Genomic DNA, 18,004 nt, shown 5'->3' with positions numbered 1-18,004 from the left:
TCAATATCAAATGTAGAAGCTACTAATTTGATAAAAAATCTTCTATTGCTTTCCTATTTTGCTCTTTATCAATGACAATTACAGAACCAGCATGCTTATAGCTCTTAAAAGAATAACTCCCTTCTACAGGAATCGTCATTTTGTCTATTTCTAATTTTCCACTAACGATTGCATCCATCACTCGAATAGCTTTATCTTTTCTTGAATAATCTGTTTGGATATATCCCTCTGCTGCACCTAAGAATTGAGGAACATTAGAAATATTATCTATAGATAGCACTTCATCCTTTAAAGCTTCCATCACTTTTTGTTGTCGGGCAACCCTCCCAAAATCGCCTTCATTATCTGCACGGAATCTTGCATAACCTAGTAATTCCTTCCCATCTAATTGTTGCTCCCCTTTAGTTAAGGACACACCAATTTTTTCGGACATATCTTTTTCCACATCCATTTTTATCCCTTCGGGCGCAAGAATATCAACAAGTGACTCAAAGCTCCTAAAATCGATAAGGGCATAATGATGTATCGGGATATCAAACATATTCTTCAATGTTGCCTGAAGAGTCGGGACACCGCCCAAATAGTATGCAGTATTTAACTTATATGATTGATAGTTTGGAATATCTGCATAGATGTCTCGCATGAACGAGATAATTTTCACATCATTACTTTTCTTATCCCAGGAAATAACCATCATCGTGTCAGTTCTGGATTTTTCTTTCCCTCCTGCTCCTGAATCGGCACCAAGGACTAAAATATTTTCTCGCTCGCCTTTAGACCAAGAGTCACCCTCGAAGTCGATTTCTTGATGAACTTTTGTTTCCTTCGCTAAATTATATCCTGCTCTATATTGTAAAAATGAATAAGTGCCTATAACTAATACAAAAACGATAAGTATAGTTAATATCACTCTACCTTTTCGTAGCTTCTTCTTCGGTTTGTATCTTCTTTCTTTTACTTGTTCTTCATCCATTATAAATCTCCCCTTAAGTTCCTCAGCTATATGAAAAGGCACTTAAATGCCATTAGTAGCCTACTCTTATAATAACGTATTTTCATAAACTTGGTTTCAGAATTTTGTACAACTTCAAAAGTAATGGTAAAATCATTTTACTATATTAGGAGGTATATAAAAATGATAGAAAAAGCTACGTTTGCCGGAGGCTGTTTTTGGTGCATGGTAAAACCATTTGATACATGGGACGGAATACATAAAGTAACCTCAGGTTATATGGGTGGGCATATTGAAAACCCTACGTATGAACAGGTAAAAAAAGGTGATTCTGGGCACTTAGAGGTAGTAGAAATACAATATGATTCATCTATCTTTTCCTATGAAAAGCTATTAGAAATTTATTGGCAGCAAATTGATCCCACAGACGCTGGAGGGCAATTCCAGGACCGTGGAGAAAGCTATAGTACTGCTATATTTGTTTATAATGAGAACCAACGAGAGCTAGCAGAAAAATCGAAACAGCAGCTAGCAGAAAGCGGTAAATTTTCTAAGCCAATCGTTACCACAATAAGAGATGCCAAGGTCTTTTATATTGCTGAGGATTATCACCAAGACTTTTATAAAAAAAGTCCTGATCACTATAAAGAAGATCGTGCACAATCCGGAAGAGATGAATTCCTCGGCAAGCATTGGAATAAAACTCAAAGCTAACTACAGACTGAGCTTATGCTTAAGGGATTAAAATTTTTTCAACATAATATTGATTTTAGTATTAAAATGTGTATAATACAAAGTAATTATATACTTTAAATGTTTTCTAGGGTTCCGTAACAGTTACGTTAGTCTGGACCGAGAGAAAACTCACAGCTTTGCTGTGTCACGGAAGGATAAAAGCCTGGGAGAAACTGTTAAACAGTTATCTTCTAGGCTTTTTTATTTTTGGTAATAATAAATTTGGAGGTGCTTTTAGATGAATAAAGACTGGATTAAGGTATTTGTTGCTGCTATCTTTGAGATTTTTTGGGTTATTGGTTTAAAACATGCGGATGACTTTTGGACATGGGCTGGAACCGTCATTGCTATTTTTATCAGTTTTTATTTAATGATCATGTCTGGACGTAGACTTCCAGTAGGAACTGTATATGCAGTTTTTGTTGGTTTAGGTACGGCAGGAACTGTCTTCTCTGAAATACTATTTTTTGGCGAACCGTTCCAAGTAGAAAAAGTACTTTTGATATTATTTTTGTTAGCAGGAGTAATTGGCTTGAAACTAGTTACACCCGACAAAGTTCAAGAAGGGAATGAATCCTAATGGCCTGGATTTCTTTAATCTTAGCAGGATTGTGTGAAATGTTTGGTGTTGCAATGATAAGTAAGTTGCATAAAGATCGAAATTGGCAAACGCTTGTGATATTAATTTTAGGGTTTGGAGCAAGCTTTATACTTCTTGCTTATTCAATGAAAACACTTCCTATGGGTACAGCTTATGCTATTTGGACAGGAATTGGTGCTTCTGGTGGAGCAATTTTGGGTATGGTTTTATACGGAGAATCCTCAGATTGGAAAAGAATTGTTTTTATAAGCATGGTTTTAGGGGCTGCAGTAGGTTTAAAACTTGTAGCCTAAAGTTATTGTTGATGGGTTGTAGGAGGAGAATTTATTTATTAAATAAAGTTAGAAGATAAAAATTACTCGGTAGAAAATTCTTTTTGATCTTTGATTTTATCAATATTCTACTGTTAGTTTTCTTATCTATTTATTTCTCAACACCCTCTCCTTCTATTTACTTATTCTTCTTAAATTCATTTAGTTTAATCCATAATCGTAACATCTACTATTTCATCTATTTTTATTGATAATAAATAAAATGGGTCCTGTAGCTGAATCACCCTGTGCTTTAAGTCAACTTCCTCGATAATTCCCCTATTATAAACAAATTGTCCATTTTTCCATCTTTTAATTTTTGTATCACTTTTGGATGTATAAGCTATATCCAAATTCTCTGATAATGTTACGTAATCATATTCTGTTAACTCTGGTTTGGGCTCTCTTTTTACTTCCTCGTAATAATCACGTAGCAATGCTACATGCTCTGGAAGCATCATTGAAGTTCCCCACTTAATATTTCTTCGTGGATCAATATTATATTTTGATTTCTTTGCTTCTTCGAAAAAGGCATCATGAAAACCCATAAGTCAAACTCTCCTTTAATGTAATAAGTAAGGTTCAATAAAAATGATTAGCCTTTCTTTTTTAAATGTTAAATTGACTATTAATTAGCTAGCTAGAGAATATCTAAAGCCATCCGCTTTTTGATTTTCTTTGAATGAAAAGTATATTGTTCTTCAGACAGCTTCCTACAACAAGTAGTTTTGTTAAATAACCGTCCTTTCTTTATGAATGACAGGGACAAATGCTAATACGTTGTTAATTTTAAAAATCCTTTTAGTACCCCTTAAAAAGCAGTAGGCTTGGAATGTTTCCTTTGAAGCACTCAATACTTTTACTCTCCTCTTGCTGATTTCACCGTTGTTTTTCATATAAATCATTTCAAATACTTGATTTGTTTTCATTGAATTCAAAATTGAAATACGCACATTTGTTCCCTCCTTTTTATTTATTATAAGAACATTTGTTTGTTTTTACAACTTGAAATTTCAGGAAAAAATAAAATAGTCATTTTTATTTATTACGTTCAGCTTTATCGCCATTTTGGGTTCAAATTACAAGTTTAAGTCAATTTTTTTTATTCTATTTGTAATTTGAACAATAATCAGTAAGTTTGTTTCAAAAATATTTTACAATTAAGTATGGCCAAAATTGGGGCACTCCATTAATTAATTCAGCTCTAAACCCCAACATATCAACGTTTGATAGCTTTTGTTTAAACTACATGCTATAATAAGAGCATTGTGAATTTTAGGAGGTATAGTATGATTGCAGTAAGTAATGTAAGTCTTCGATTTGGCGATCGTAAATTATTCGAAGATGTAAATATAAAGTTTACACCAGGTAACTGCTATGGGTTAATCGGTGCAAACGGAGCTGGTAAGTCTACATTTATCAAAATCTTGTCAGGTGAAATTGAGCCACAAGAAGGTAATGTGATTATGAATCCAGATGAGCGCTTAGCGATTTTGAAGCAAAATCACTTTGAGTATGAAGAATATAATGTGTTAGAAACAGTTATTATGGGTCATAAGCGTTTATATGAAGTAATGAATGAAAAAAATGCAATTTATATGAAAGAAGACTTTTCTGATGAAGATGGTATGCGTGCAGCCGAGCTAGAAGGCGAATTCGCCGATCTAAACGGTTGGGAAGCTGAATCAGAAGCAGCAATCCTTCTACAAGGTTTAGGAATTCCAGATAGTATGCACCAAAAGAAAATGTCTGAATTAACAGGTTCAGAAAAAGTGAAGGTCCTTTTAGCACAAGCATTGTTTGGTAAACCAGACGTACTTTTACTAGATGAGCCTACCAACCATTTAGATATAAAAGCAATTCAATGGCTAGAAGATTTCTTGATCAACTTTGAAAATACTGTTATCGTAGTTTCGCATGACCGTCACTTTTTAAACAAGGTTTGTACACATATTGCAGACTTAGACTTTAGTAAAATTCAAGTTTATGTTGGAAACTATGACTTCTGGTATGAATCGAGTCAGCTTGCAACTAAAATGGCACAAGATCAAAACAGTAAAAAAGAAGAAAAAATTAAAGAATTACAAGCCTTCATTGCTCGCTTTAGTGCTAACGCATCTAAATCTAAGCAAGCAACTTCACGTAAAAAAATGTTAGATAAAATCGAGTTAGATGATATTAGACCATCTTCTCGTAAGTATCCATATGTTAACTTTGCTATGAAACGTGAAATTGGAAATGACGTTTTACAAGTTCAAGATCTTGGTTACTCATTAGAGAACGAAAAACTATTCTCTGGCATGAATTTCACTATGAATAAGGACGACAAAATTATTTTGCTAGGTGATGAGCTCGCTAAGTCTGCTCTACTTCGTCTTCTAGCTGAAGAGGAAGAGCCACAAGAAGGATCTATCAGATGGGGCGTTACTACATCTCGTGCTTATTTCCCTCTTGATAACGCAAAATACTTTAACGGTTCAGAAACGTCTCTAGTTGATTGGCTTCGTCAATATTCACCAGATGATGAAAGTGAGACATTCTTACGTGGATTCCTAGGACGTATGCTATTCTCTGGTGAAGAAGTAAAGAAAAAGCCTTCCGTACTATCTGGAGGAGAAAAAGTTCGTTGTATGCTATCCAAAATGATGCTTTCTGAAAGTAATGTTTTGTTATTAGATGAGCCTACCAACCACTTAGACTTAGAATCAATCCAAGCCCTAAACAATGGCTTAATCGCGTTTAAAGGTGCTATGATCTTCACCTCTCATGACCATCAGTTCATTCAAACGATTGCAAATCGTGTAATCGAAATCCGCAAGGACGGCTCTATCTTAGATAAGCAGCTGACATACGATGAATTTTTGGAATGGAAAGAAGCTCAAAAATTATAATATAGAAAAGCGCAGTGCTAGATAAAATCTTCATTTTCTTATCTTAAAAAAGGGTATTCGTGATAATTCACGGATACCCTTTTCTCATCTATATTGCAGAGGATCTAAATCTCTATTAATTGGTCCATAATGTACCAGACCCCACTCGATTATACGATCTATAATACGATCATACAATTCGTCATCAAAAACAGGTGAAACTGAATTTCGCAACTCGTCTACATCATTTTTGATCTCTTTTAACTCATCATGCTTAAAAACAACATCATCATTTAGAGAATCCCATATATAATCACAGAATCGAACAAATTCAACATCCCAATTCGCATTGCCATTATTCTGTGCCTCATATCTTAACTTCTCAATAGCTCTAATTAATTCTCCTTCTACGGTTTCCGATTGTCCATTCGGCGGAACATATTTTTTCCAAATAGCTTTTGCTTCTTCAAAATATTCCACTATTACCACCTCAAACAAAAATAGTTACTATTATCAATTTTTAAAAAAGCATGAGACAATTATTGTCTCATGCTTTTTTTGAAGTTTTGATAAATCGGCCAAGCAATGAACGAGCCGGTAATTTTCCTAAAACAGTATCTCCAGTTTCCGATACCTTTTTCAACGTGTTTAAAAGTTTGTCTTCTCCAGCCCAATGCTCTTCTACAATTTCAGGTGAAAATTTATTTAATAGCATATTGACGATAAATGCTGCAACTATAATATCATCGATGAAACCACCAGGTCCCACTAGGCCCTCTGGTAAGATATCGATTGGAGTAATAAAGTAAAGAATACCACTCCCTATAAGTGTTTTACTTTTCGAGTCAATGCGGTCATCCAACATTGATTTAATAAGTAAATGAAAAAAATCAGGAGCAAACAAAAGATACGGAGTAAACTTTCCCATCTTATTTGATTTTGAATCAACGTAATTTGTTATTTTAGCGCGTAATTTCGTATAAAAATCTTGTTGTTCATCATAGGAAGGCAATTCCTTTTTTAACTCTAAGTCCATACAAAACTCCCCCTTCTTTTTATCACTATACCAAATATTTAGGTAAATGAAACATATATAGTACTACTTAAATGAAATAATTGATTTCCACTACAGCTTGCGTACTTTGTTACAGGTGCCAGGCACCTGTAACAAAGTACAGGATGAATGATAAGCCATTAAATATCCCTGTTCCATGCATGTTCTGTTTATGAGATAAACTTATTTTAATGTTATTTCACCTATATTTAAATACTCATTTAAAGCTTGTTGTAATGTGCCATAGGTTTTTGTATCTTTATCAAACATCATTCCTAATCGGATCATTTGACGAACAACCTCTGGTCTTAAGCCGGTAATTATTGTTTGACACCCCATCATGGCAGTTCCATATAAAGTTTTCATAAGATGCTCTATTACGTCATTTTCCATTTCAGCAATTCCAGATAAATCTATGATTAAAGTTTGTATTCGTAGTCTTCCTATTTCTGTCAATACTTTCTCTTCTAAAATTGCTGTTCGATATGTATCAACTGAACCAATTAAAGGTAAAATACAGATAGAAGGTGTAATTGGTATAATTGGTACTGAAAGATTTTCGACAACCTTTCTTTGAGAGAGTATCAATGCATCTTTATAAGTAGAATAATTTATGAAAAATGCGTTTAAGAAATTATCTATTCGATTATTTAGCAGTTTTTCTATTTCAAAGAAATCTTCCATATTCCAATAGTCTTCAAGATCATTCATTTCTTTTATAAAGGCCCAGACTGTTCTACGGATAGCCTGCACCCATTCAAGTTTGAAGGCTAAAGTTAAGGAATGAGTTGCCCAAGCGATTCCTTCTTGCTTAGCAAATAAGTCTAACTCCTCATCATTACCTTCGATAATATTCTTAATAAGACTATGTGCATTATTAATTAAATCAATATCTCCAACTCTTAAAATGTCATTAATCTTGTCACGGACATTTACAGCTTCAGAAAGAAGATTTTCTTGAACACGATTCTTGTTCTCTTTAAAGTACTCTATAATTCTTTCGTCTAAAAATAGCTTTTCCAAGTTGCTTCCCCCTAGATATTTTAATGATAATTTGAACACTCGTCTTATTTACCCATATAGTTTTAAAGTTAAACACTATGCGGATAGTGTTTTCATAAACATTTTTTATTTTGAGACAAAAAAAAATAGCCCATCTAAATGATGGGCTTTCTAACTTATAGTTTTGTAACATTTGCAGCTTGAGGTCCGCGATTTCCTTCTACTACTTCAAATTCTACACTTTGTCCCTCTTCAAGTGATTTGAAGCCTTCACCTTGAATAGCAGAGAAGTGTACGAATACGTCATTTTCTCCTTCAACTTCGATGAATCCAAATCCTTTTTCTGCGTTAAACCATTTTACAGTACCTTGTTTCATGTTATTACCTCCAAAAATAAAATTAACAATATGTAAATCTAAAAATTCACATATTCCATGAAGTACCGACATCACATCATCGATCACTACATGGGATATGTGAATTGCTAATACGGTTTATCATTTTAATTGTTATCTAAATTATAGCATTTGGATAAATATAGTCAACAAACTTTTACATTATTCTAAATCGTTTATTCGATAGTTTTCCAGATGATACCATGAAATATTTGTAAATCATCCTCACAGGACTCACAATAGCATTGCTCCTTAACAGACCAAAAAGCCCAGAATTTATCCTCTCTAGATTCTTCTTTTGGAAATTTTCTACGAAATTCTGTTAGCCTGTTATCAAGATACAATCGTGCATCTTCTTCCTTTTCAAACGAAACTCTTTCTAAAATATGATCTTCCCATCCTTCAAAAGCCCACCATGGTTCATAATCTGCTTTCATATAAATTACCTCATACATAATATATCGCCTCTAATACTTTATAATAATTCATATTTTACTGCTCTAAATTATTTTGTCTACTGTTACGACTTACTTGAACTGTTTAAATTGAAAATCTTCTCTCTTTGGGTTAAGTTATAATTAACAACTACAAACAAAATGGAGAAATTGGGTAAGCTTATAAAGGCTCTTCCCATATTGTTTATTTTTGCAAAATGAAACCTTCTTTTCTCTCATTCGTATAATGTAGTGTATATATAAGGAGGTCTTGACTATGACTGAAGCAGTTCAAACCGTCATTCGTCATTTTATAAATATTCCAATCATGATTGCATCATGGTTTACATTCTTTTTTCCTCTCGATTTTGGATTTTTAGGGAGTTCCGGACTAGCTGTTATCGTTTATGCAGCCTCTAACTTTACGATTAAAAAAATACAACAAAAATCCATTATGAAGAAATATGATTTAACAGCATCTGAATATTTCCACATTCGAAATCAAATCAAGGAAGCTAATGCAAAGGTCCGTACTCTTAATAGTCATTATTTGAAAGTGCGATCTATAAGTTCCTTTAAACAGCTTTTTGAACTAAATAGATTAGCCAAACGAATTATTGCATTGGTTAAAGCAAACCCTAAAAAATTTTATCAAGCAGAAAACTTCTTCTACGCTCATCTAGATTCAGCTGTAGAACTTACTTCTAAGTATACTTTCTTAGTTTCTCAACCTTCTAAAAACAGAGAAATGAAGCTAGCTTTAGAAGATACACGAGAGACTTTAGAATCCATCAACACTGTAATGGAAGATGACTTAAAAAATGTTCTAGCAAGCGACATGGAGCATTTGAGAATGGAATTAGACTTTGCTAAATTATCAGTATCTAAAAAAGCTAAACCTTTATATTTAAAAGGAGAGACAAAAGATGAGCGAAAATACCTCGAATAAAACAGATGATTTTTTAATGGACGAACTACTAAATAACCCATTTGCTCTAAATGAAGCTAAGCCTCAAGCAGTTTCCGAACAAACAAAAGATGCATTACCAACGAAATTAATAGATCGTTTATCGGAAGAAGAAAAACAGAAAGCTCAACAATTAGCTGATCAAATACCAGCTGGAAACTATGAGGCGATACTAACATATGGTGCCAATGCTCAAACAGAGCTTACTCGCTTTTCCCACCAAATGTTAGATCATGTTCAGAAAAAAGATATTGGGCCAGTTGGTGATATTTTAGGCGATTTAATGAAAAAGTTATCTGAGCTGAATCCCGAGGAGCTTTCCACAGAAAAGAAATCAGGTATCCGAAAACTCTTTAATCGAGTTAACCGTTCTGTACAAGAAATGATGACTAAATACCAAAAGCTAAGCACTCAGATTGACAGAATAGGCATTCAATTAGAGCATTCCAAACGTGGACTTGTGGAAGATGTTCAAATGCTAGATAAACTTTACGATCAAAACAAAACATATTTCCAGGCTTTAAATGTGTATATTGCTGCAGCTGAGCTTAAAAGAGATGAAATTGTAAATGTAACAATACCAGAATTAAGAAGAAAAGCGGAAATGTCTAACGATCAAATGGCATATCAAGAAGTTAATGACATGGCACAGTTTGTAGACCGCTTAGAAAAAAGAGTATATGATTTGCAACTTTCACGTCAAATTACCATCCAAAGCGCTCCGCAAATCCGAATGATTCAGCAAACCAACCAAACGTTAGCTGAAAAAATTCAATCGTCAATTATGACATCTATTCCATTGTGGAAGAACCAAATTGCTATCGCTCTTACATTAAATCGTCAGCAAAAAGCAGTGGCGGCCCAAAGACAGGTAACGAAAACAACAAATGATTTGCTCTTGAAAAACTCAGAAATGTTAAAAGTAAATAGTATTGAAACTGCTAAAGAAAATGAACGTGGCATCGTAGAAATCGATACATTGAAGAAAACACAGGAAAATCTTCTTCAAACAATCGAGGAAACAATGCGTATCCAAGCCGATGGAAGAGTAAAACGTAAAGCAGCAGAAATAGAAATTAGCCGTATGGAAGAAGAACTGAAACAACGTCTACTTCTCATCGCTGACCAATCTAAAAACAGATCCGTACAACCATAATATAAAAAGGCATAGCTTTTATTGGCGATGCCTTTTTATATTATATGCTTATAGAAAAACCTAGTAGTTCCTATTCAATTACACAATTTACAATAAAGCCTCTCTCCAATTTCTCCTCAAAGCCACACCAAAAAAACACAACGCTATAGTTTTGTTTTCACTAATCAGCTTTTAACGATATGATGAAGCATTTTCCGTAGCAACCGTAAAGTTTCATCTGAGAACTTTTCCAAAGATGCAGCAGTAGCAGTTTTCTTACCAAATATCAGATGAAAAAGCTCTATCTGTTCTTCAGTGGCTTCCTCATCATTTAGGAAAAGATGAAGAATGGATATCTTTTTTCGTTCAACCTCCAATACAGCCTCTGCAGTGTCCATAATGCCGTTTTGTGCATAACCAAACGCAGAAGGCTCTCCGTCAGAGAAAACAAGTAAGAATTTATGATTTTCTGGTCGTGCCTCTAGTCGTTTACCAATCCAGCGGATAGCAAATCCATCACGATTATCCTCATGTGCTTCCATAGACAAAATACTTAAACCACTATCTTTTTGACCATCCTCTAAACGATGAACCCATTCAAAGGTGTTTGGTTGCTTAGTTTCAGATGCTTCGAAGGCATCTTCATAATGAAGAACGATTTCATGTACAATCTTCAACTCTCTTAGAACATCATGAAATAATAAAACGGCTTTTTGGGTTTCCTCCATTTTATCCTGCATAGAAGCTGAACCATCCACAAGTAAACCAAATACAGCATTTAACTGAGTACTTGGAGCATTTTTTTTATAAAACGGTTTTGGTCTTTCTTCAGTCCAAATGGATGTCATTTGTGTGGAAAGCCTGCCTTTAGAGAGGTTTGTTCGTCGGTCTATCTTCTTTTGTTCCATTCGTTTTTTCATTTCTTGTACAAATGCTTTTACAAAGGGAGCCTGGTCCTGTCGAATAGCTTGTAGTTGTGTTTTTTGAATGAGGTTAGGAACAATTTCTATCCTTTTTTCTTCATAAACCACATTAGTATGCTCGTTTCCAAAATTCTTGCCCGCTTTTTTGCTATAACCACTTTTTTCTTCTTCATACTTGACGTCCTGAACTTCACTGTTATTTCCAGTGGAGTTTCCCCGTCCCGTTTCGGTAATCTCATGATTTTCCTGTCCTTGTTCTGCATTTACGTTTTGCTCGGCCTTTCCATCCCGGCCATGCTCCAATTCATATTGAAGATGGACTCCATCCTCCTGCTCATTTTCCCTATGCCACGATCTAAATACTTCTTCAATCGTATCTTTTTTTGCTTCCTCCCCCATCTCAGAATCCTTCAACCCTTGATGGTAATGAAAATCTATATTTGCTATATTAGAAGGCGATAGGATGGCATAAAACTGGAGAAGGGTATCGTCAAAAATAAACTCTGATAAAATATTTATAATTTGGAACGCAAGATCAATCGAATCCTGAGTAGATTTATTGTCATATACCTTTTGAATAATTCGGTTTGTTTCGATAAAGGAATCTGGACCAGTAGCATAAATGGTTCCCTCATACAAACAGATATACATATAACTGAGGTAAGCATCTGCTAGAAATCCTTTTTGCAAATTTACTATTAACTGCTGCTTATGAAAGGCTAAATATGTTTCTATTCTAATATCAAAAGTTTTCCTCATACCAATCCGTTTTTTTTGAATACTTTCCATCAATCGAAACTCTTCCAGACAAAAGATGATCTGATCCATGAACTTTGGTAGGATACTATTCCTTTCATCAAGGTAATGTGACCATGCAAGAACACTAAAATGCTTCCAAAATCCTTCTGTTAATAAATAAATATCAGATAGTCTACCTTTATGCATAACCTCTTCACTACGATGTCTCCAAAATACACTTATAGAAACAGTCTGTTCCTCAGGTTGAAACTCAATTAGCTTTCTTTCATTAATTGTAATATCCATATTTTTCGTCATAGCCTTAGCAATTGTTTCGTAATGCATCAGTTGCCTTGCATCAATCGTTTCGTTATTGAATTGGATAAAGCGATTTACCGAAGACAATTACATCACCTCACTTAATCCAAGAGGAAGCAAGCTCTAAAACAAGTCTCTTCTCTTGTTCATCCTCTAACTTTTCAGCAATCGCATAGTTTATAGCTCTCAATGGTTCCATGTAGTGTGCTAGCTCCATTGCATATTGGAGGCTTCGAATAGAGGCAGCGTCTTCAGCTAATAGACCTTGCTTCACTTGTTCCATTAAATCTGATGCAAGATTAAGCATTAGAGTGTGAAGCTCTTCTTGTGCATCAGGAAATAAATTATGAAATAGATTCGCAAGTAAATCTCCAGAAATATATGGAATAGTAAATGAGACAAAACGATTTTTCAATGCTTCATTCATAGGAGTTGTTCCGATATACCCTTCATTAATGGCAGCTATAACAGAAAAATCTGGGTGAGCCTTGATGACCTCACCAGTAAAGGGATTTGTAAGCATACGGCGATAATCTAACACGCTATGTAAAATCGGTAAGGTTTCGGACTTTGCCATATTTATTTCATCAATATATAGGATATGCCCTTTTTTCATCGCCTCCACTACAGGACCATCTACAAACTCAATAACATTAGTTCCTTCTTTAATGACAATAGTTTTAAAACCTAGTAAGGATTCTGCGTCCAAATCTACCGAACAGTTAATGCTCTGTACAGGCTGAGAAAAGAAGTGAGACACTGTTTCAGCAAGCTTTGTCTTCCCTGCTCCTGTTGGACCTTTTAATAAAACAGGCTTTTTTAAGGAAACCGCAATCAATACATCCTCATACAAAAAGTCGATTGGTGAAACATATCCTCCAGAGCCAATCAAATCTATATCTTTCTCACTGTGCAACCTTTTAGTCCTTATTTGTCTTTCTCTCTCTATTAAATCAATCATGTTGTTCCTCCTTAATAAGAAAAGTTCAAGCGCCTATGACTGCCTACATGCTCAAAACGCGAAAACTATCTTGTTTTCAAAAAAAAACTGATGAAGAATCATCAGTTTTTTATTGAAAATATTCCTTATAATAGCCGCCGACCTTACCTGTATTGTCTATGACAAATAAAAATTCTTCGGTTTCATTTTTAACTTCATATGTGTTTCCAACTGTCAGTACATTGCTAACTAAGAATTTTTTAGCGTCTGTATGGATACATGTTACTGTCTTAATAGTTGGCTTCACTGCCCAATTTGTATGTATCATTTAACCACTTCCTTTAAATATAGTATACGATTGAATGAAGGAAAATTCAATCACGATACTAATTTAACTAGTTACGCAAAGCAGGACATATACTTTGAAAACAGTATATGTTTTCTTAACTAAAAAAAGAGCAGACAAATTAAATGTCTGCTCTAAATGATTAAGAATTTAGCATTAAATCTTCAGGGTTTTCAAGAAGTTCTTTAACTGTTTTTAGGAATCCAACAGAATCTTTTCCATCGATTACACGGTGATCATAAGAAAGCGCTACATACATCATTGGACGAATTTCAATTTCATTTCCAACAGCAATTGGACGCTTTTGAATTGTATGCATTCCAAGAATACCAACTTGTGTACCATTTAAAATTGGTGTAGACAGTAGGGAACCGAATACTCCACCGTTTGTGATAGTAAATGATCCACCAGCCATGTCTGAAAGAGCTAATTTGTTGTCACGCGCTTTTTTAGCTAGGCCCGCAATGTCTCCTTCAATTTCTGCAAAGTTTTTGCGGTCAGCATCACGTACAATCGGTACTACTAATCCACCTTCTGTAGAAACAGCTATACCAATATCGTAGAAATTGTTTTTAACAATGTAATCCCCGTCAATTTGAGAATTCACATATGGGTATTTTTTTAATGCAGCTACAACTGCTTTAGTGAAGAAAGACATAAATCCAAGACGAACATCATTGTCCTCAAAGAATTTGTCTTTTTTACGAGAACGTAATGCCATAACATTAGTCATGTCAATTTCGTTAAAAGTTGTTAGCATTGCTGTACTTTGTCTTACTTCTAATAGACGAGAAGCAATTGTTTGACGACGGCGTGACATCTTCTCACGAGTAGTACGGCCATCATCCTCTTTAGCTGGTGTTGTTGTTTTAGCAGACTCTGCTTTTGATGGTGCAGGTTTAGAACCATGCGCAGATACATCTTGAACTCGAACGCGACCCATAGGATCTACAGGTGAAATTTCACTTAAGTTAATGCCTTTTTCGCGAGCTAGTTTGCGAGCAGCAGGACTTGCAATGGTACGATCTTGTTCATTAGAAGCCTCTTCATTTGCTTTTGCTACTTCTTGTGCTTTGTTACCATTAACTTCAGGAGCTTTCGCTTCTTCTTTTGGTTGTTCCTTTGCTTCTGCCTTAGCTGCTGGTGCACCTGAACCAGCACCTACTATAGCAATAACTTCACCAACTTGAACAGTATCACCTTCTGCAAATAATAGTTCACTTACTACTCCAGCTTCTTCAGAAATAACCTCTACGTTAACTTTATCTGTTTCTAATTCAACGATAAATTCGCCTTTTTCTACTGTATCACCTGGTTGTTTTAACCATTGTGCAATGGTACCCTCTGTAATCGATTCTGCTAGTTCCGGAACAATAATTTCTGCCACTTGATTTTCCTCCTCTAATGCTTTTCTTACAAACTTTTTAATGCTTCTTCAATAATTCTTGCTTGTTCCACTTTATAAGTGTCGATATCACCTTCTGCAGGGCTAGAACGATGAACACGCCCTACATATTTAATATCTTTTCCTTTAGCAATATCCAGTAAATATGGAAGTGCAAAATTCCATGAACCCATGTTCTCTGTTTCTTCTTGAGCCCATACAAGCTGTTTCAGGTTCGGATATCGATCTACAATTGCTTGAATTTTTTCTTCTGGGAATGGATATAGTTGTTCTACACGAACAATATGCATAAACTCATGGCCATCTCCATCTTTGACTTTGTCTGCTAAGTCAATTGCTAATTTACCACTAGCAAATACAATTTTTTCGACCTTGTCAGTTTGTTGACCTAAACCTGGTTGTTCAATAATTGTTTCAAACTTACCTTCAGTCAATTCTGCCACATCCGCACCTACTAATGGGTGACGAAGTAATGATTTCGGTGAAACGATTACTAATGGTCGAATCGCATCTTCTTTTAACATTTTAGCTTGTCTGCGAAGAATATGGAAATAATTTGCCGCGCTAGAAAGGTTGGCAACTGTCCAGTTGTTTTCAGCAGCAAGCTGTAGATAACGCTCTAAACGTGCACTTGAATGCTCTGACCCTTGCCCCTCAGCACCATGTGGTAACAGCATTACAAGCCCTGATTTTAGTCCCCATTTAGATCGAGCAGAGCTGATAAAGTTATCAAACATCACTTGTGCCATATTCGCAAAGTCACCATATTGTGCTTCCCAAATAGTTAATGAGTTATTATCTTCTAGGTTATAACCAAACTCAAAGCCTAGTACAGCAGCTTCTGTTAAAGGACTATTATGCACAGTAAAGGACGCTTTTGCATCGCTTATACTATGGATAGGAGTCAACTCCGCACCAGTTTTTTCGTCATGCAATACTAAGTGTCTATGAGAGAAAGTTCCACGCTGAGCATCTTGTCCTGTTAAGCGAACAGAGTTTCCATCTTGAATAATGGTTGCTAAAGCAAGTGTCTCTGCATGACCCCAATCAATTTTCCCTTTTCCTTTAAATGGTTCTTCACGGCGTTTCAAAATTTTCTCCAATTTTTTAAACGCTGTAAAATCAGATGGCCATGTTAAAAGTTCTTCATTGATTTTCTTCAGTCTGCTTTCCTCAACTCCCGTTGGAAGCTCAGGCATACCTTCTAGAACTACTTCTGGAATAATAATTTCATGTGCCGTAGTTTGTGGAAGCTCTTTCACGCGATCGTATGCTTCCTGCATTCCACTGAAAATAGTTTCGTCAAGCTTGGTAACCTCATTATCTTGGATTACCTTTTCATCCACTAATTTTTGTCCATAAATTTTACGCACAGTAGGGTGCTTGTGAATAATATGGTACATCTGAGGATTAGTCACTAATGGCTCATCCATTTCATTATGACCGTATCTACGGTATCCAAGTAAATCAATAACAATATCTTTACCAAATTTATTGCGGTATTCATGCGCTAGCTTCGCAACACCGATAACTGCCTCTGGATCGTCCGCATTTACATGAATGACTGGAACCTCATATCCTTTAGCTGGATCAGAAGAATAGAAAGTTGAACGTGAATCATAATGTTCAGTTGTAAATCCAATCATATTATTAGCAATGATATGAATAGACCCACCTGTTTGGAAGCCTCTTACTCTACTATAGTTTAATACTTCCGTTACAATCCCTTGCCCTGGGAAAGCAGCATCTCCGTGAACTAAAATAGCATACGCAGCATTCTTATCCTGAACCGGCATTCCTGACTGATCAGTAGCTTCCTGAGCTGCACGAGTTTGCCCAGTAACTACTGGACTTACTACCTCTAAGTGAGAAGGATTGTATGCCAATTTTAAAGTTAACCCAGACGGAGAATGATAAGCAGCCCCCTTATGGTACTTAACATCGCCATACCACCCCTCTGACAACTCTAAAGAACCGTCTTTTGGTAGGAAGGATTCTGAAGGGACATGTGCAAATTCAGCGAACATCATTTCGTACGGTTTCTTCAGAACATGTGTCAACACATTTAAACGTCCACGGTGGGCCATCCCGATGTTAACTTGTTTTGTTTTTGTAACGTTAGATTGTCTTACCAATTCATCGATTAGCACTACTAAAGTATCTAATCCTTCAATTGAAAATCGTTTCGCACCTACAAACGTACGATGGATAAATTTCTCAAATCCTTCTATTTGTGTTAAACGTTTCAATAATTCTTTCTTTTGCTCAGTAGATAAACCCTCTAATACAACACCTTTTTCAATCTTGCTCTGTAACCATTTACGCTCTTCTACATCAACAATGTGAGAAATCTCAAAAGCAATTTTATTCGTATAAACTGACTTTAAATACTCTATAGCCTCTAAACCATTGTTAACCGTACTCGGTGCATCTTGTAGTAAAAAGCCTACAGGAACATCTTTTAAATCGGCAGGAGTAAGACCATACGTCTTAAAATTGATCCGAGAATCATTTTTTTCTCTGTCATTTAAAGGATAGATATCTGCAGTCAAATGCCCGTGTGCACGAATTGCATCAGCCAATTCGATTGCACGAACTACTTTTTCAAAATTGTTTGACTCTACTGCTGGGGAGTTTGTTCCTGTTGCAGTAGAATTTCCTGTCAAAACAGGTGCACCATACTCTTCAAATAAACTAACTAATTCTTGATCTACTTCTTCAGGTGATTGAAGGTATAGATCATACTGCTCCATCACATAACCAAGATTGGGCCCCGAAAAAATGGACCAAGGTGTTTGCTTGTTCGACATTTAAAAAAACCTCCAACATATTGTGCCAATTCTGGCATTAATGAATAGTACATTAAAAATAAATGCAA

General features: G+C 35.3%; 19 protein-coding genes and 1 riboswitch. Of the genes, 6 read left to right on the top strand and 13 right to left on the bottom strand.

Going from position 1 to position 18,004, the window contains the following annotated elements:
• Positions 1-22: 22 nt before the first annotated feature.
• Positions 23-973 (bottom strand): LCP family protein, encoded by a 951-nt coding sequence (locus MKY94_RS09900; protein WP_342578591.1) that lies wholly within the window; start codon positions 971-973, stop codon positions 23-25.
• Between the two features lie 162 nt (positions 974-1,135).
• Here MKY94_RS09900 and msrA point away from each other — a divergent pair, with 162 nt between their 5' ends.
• The 3 genes from msrA (at position 1,136) to MKY94_RS09885 (ending at position 2,581) form a co-directional block, all read left to right on the top strand.
• Positions 1,136-1,666, top strand: a complete 531-nt coding sequence (gene msrA / locus MKY94_RS09895) for a peptide-methionine (S)-S-oxide reductase MsrA (RefSeq protein ID WP_342578590.1) — start codon at positions 1,136-1,138, stop codon at positions 1,664-1,666.
• 95 nt (positions 1,667-1,761) lie between these two features.
• Positions 1,762-1,859: riboswitch (guanidine-I (ykkC/yxkD leader) on the top strand.
• 66 nt (positions 1,860-1,925) lie between these two features.
• Complete coding sequence (locus MKY94_RS09890) at positions 1,926-2,267, top strand: multidrug efflux SMR transporter (protein ID WP_144536600.1); 342 nt, start codon at positions 1,926-1,928, stop codon at positions 2,265-2,267.
• Complete coding sequence (locus MKY94_RS09885) at positions 2,267-2,581, top strand: multidrug efflux SMR transporter (protein WP_144536601.1); 315 nt, start codon at positions 2,267-2,269, stop codon at positions 2,579-2,581. The genes MKY94_RS09890 and MKY94_RS09885 overlap by 1 nt, the downstream gene beginning before the upstream one ends.
• Positions 2,582-2,766: 185 nt before the next feature.
• Here the strand turns inward: MKY94_RS09885 and MKY94_RS09880 are convergent, their stop codons facing one another.
• Positions 2,767-3,147 (bottom strand): YolD-like family protein, encoded by a 381-nt coding sequence (locus MKY94_RS09880; protein WP_191697060.1) that lies wholly within the window; start codon positions 3,145-3,147, stop codon positions 2,767-2,769.
• Positions 3,148-3,330: 183 nt separating this feature from the next.
• The gene (locus MKY94_RS09875) at positions 3,331-3,528 is read right to left on the bottom strand and encodes a transcriptional regulator (protein WP_151113674.1); all 198 of its coding nucleotides are present in this window, start codon (positions 3,526-3,528) and stop codon (positions 3,331-3,333) included.
• A 360-nt stretch (positions 3,529-3,888) separates the two neighbouring features.
• On the opposite strand from MKY94_RS09875, the gene MKY94_RS09870 reads away from it, so the two are divergent.
• Complete coding sequence (locus MKY94_RS09870) at positions 3,889-5,490, top strand: ATP-binding cassette domain-containing protein (protein ID WP_144536605.1); 1,602 nt, start codon at positions 3,889-3,891, stop codon at positions 5,488-5,490.
• Between the two features lie 84 nt (positions 5,491-5,574).
• Here the strand turns inward: MKY94_RS09870 and MKY94_RS09865 are convergent, their stop codons facing one another.
• The 5 genes from MKY94_RS09865 to MKY94_RS09845 form a co-directional block, all read right to left on the bottom strand.
• A complete protein-coding gene (locus MKY94_RS09865) occupies positions 5,575-5,958 on the bottom strand; it encodes a hypothetical protein (protein ID WP_342578676.1) in 384 nt (127 codons plus the stop codon).
• Between the two features lie 58 nt (positions 5,959-6,016).
• Positions 6,017-6,505, bottom strand: coding sequence for a DUF1232 domain-containing protein (locus tag MKY94_RS09860; RefSeq protein WP_144536607.1), 489 nt, complete (start codon positions 6,503-6,505; stop codon positions 6,017-6,019).
• A gap of 201 nt (positions 6,506-6,706) precedes the next feature.
• On the bottom strand, positions 6,707-7,546 hold the full coding sequence (locus tag MKY94_RS09855) for an STAS domain-containing protein (RefSeq protein ID WP_144536609.1): 840 nt from the start codon (positions 7,544-7,546) through the stop codon (positions 6,707-6,709).
• A 155-nt stretch (positions 7,547-7,701) separates the two neighbouring features.
• Positions 7,702-7,902 carry a cold-shock protein gene (locus MKY94_RS09850; protein ID WP_144536611.1) on the bottom strand — a complete coding sequence of 67 codons (201 nt, stop codon included), beginning with the start codon at positions 7,900-7,902 and terminating at the stop codon, positions 7,702-7,704.
• Positions 7,903-8,096: 194 nt separating this feature from the next.
• Entirely contained in the window at positions 8,097-8,375 is a 279-nt protein-coding gene (locus tag MKY94_RS09845) for a DUF1033 family protein (protein ID WP_144536613.1), read from the bottom strand.
• A gap of 256 nt (positions 8,376-8,631) precedes the next feature.
• On the opposite strand from MKY94_RS09845, the gene MKY94_RS09840 reads away from it, so the two are divergent.
• Positions 8,632-9,303 (top strand): 5-bromo-4-chloroindolyl phosphate hydrolysis family protein, encoded by a 672-nt coding sequence (locus tag MKY94_RS09840; protein ID WP_144536615.1) that lies wholly within the window; start codon positions 8,632-8,634, stop codon positions 9,301-9,303.
• Positions 9,281-10,477 (top strand): toxic anion resistance protein, encoded by a 1,197-nt coding sequence (locus MKY94_RS09835; RefSeq protein ID WP_151109990.1) that lies wholly within the window; start codon positions 9,281-9,283, stop codon positions 10,475-10,477. The genes MKY94_RS09840 and MKY94_RS09835 overlap by 23 nt, the downstream gene beginning before the upstream one ends.
• Before the next feature lie 164 nt (positions 10,478-10,641).
• Here the strand turns inward: MKY94_RS09835 and MKY94_RS09830 are convergent, their stop codons facing one another.
• The 5 genes from MKY94_RS09830 to MKY94_RS09810 form a co-directional block, all read right to left on the bottom strand.
• Positions 10,642-12,522: a hypothetical protein gene (locus MKY94_RS09830; protein ID WP_191697059.1), complete on the bottom strand. Its 1,881-nt coding sequence runs from the start codon at positions 12,520-12,522 to the stop codon at positions 10,642-10,644.
• Between the two features lie 10 nt (positions 12,523-12,532).
• Positions 12,533-13,396, bottom strand: a complete 864-nt coding sequence (locus MKY94_RS09825) for an AAA family ATPase (protein WP_144536621.1) — start codon at positions 13,394-13,396, stop codon at positions 12,533-12,535.
• A gap of 109 nt (positions 13,397-13,505) precedes the next feature.
• A complete protein-coding gene (locus MKY94_RS09820) occupies positions 13,506-13,703 on the bottom strand; it encodes a DUF6501 family protein (RefSeq protein ID WP_144536623.1) in 198 nt (65 codons plus the stop codon).
• Between the two features lie 160 nt (positions 13,704-13,863).
• The gene (gene odhB, locus MKY94_RS09815; protein ID WP_191697058.1) at positions 13,864-15,108 is read right to left on the bottom strand and encodes a 2-oxoglutarate dehydrogenase complex dihydrolipoyllysine-residue succinyltransferase; all 1,245 of its coding nucleotides are present in this window, start codon (positions 15,106-15,108) and stop codon (positions 13,864-13,866) included.
• Between the two features lie 26 nt (positions 15,109-15,134).
• Positions 15,135-17,936, bottom strand: coding sequence for a 2-oxoglutarate dehydrogenase E1 component (locus tag MKY94_RS09810; protein ID WP_191697057.1), 2,802 nt, complete (start codon positions 17,934-17,936; stop codon positions 15,135-15,137).
• Positions 17,937-18,004: the final 68 nt, after the last annotated feature.

The organism is Psychrobacillus sp. FSL K6-2843 (genome assembly GCF_038626375.1).
Classification (GTDB): domain Bacteria; phylum Bacillota; class Bacilli; order Bacillales_A; family Planococcaceae; genus Psychrobacillus; species Psychrobacillus faecigallinarum.
The sequence above is the reverse complement of the archived record's forward strand: the minus strand, read 5'-3'. Positions and strand labels throughout refer to the sequence as shown.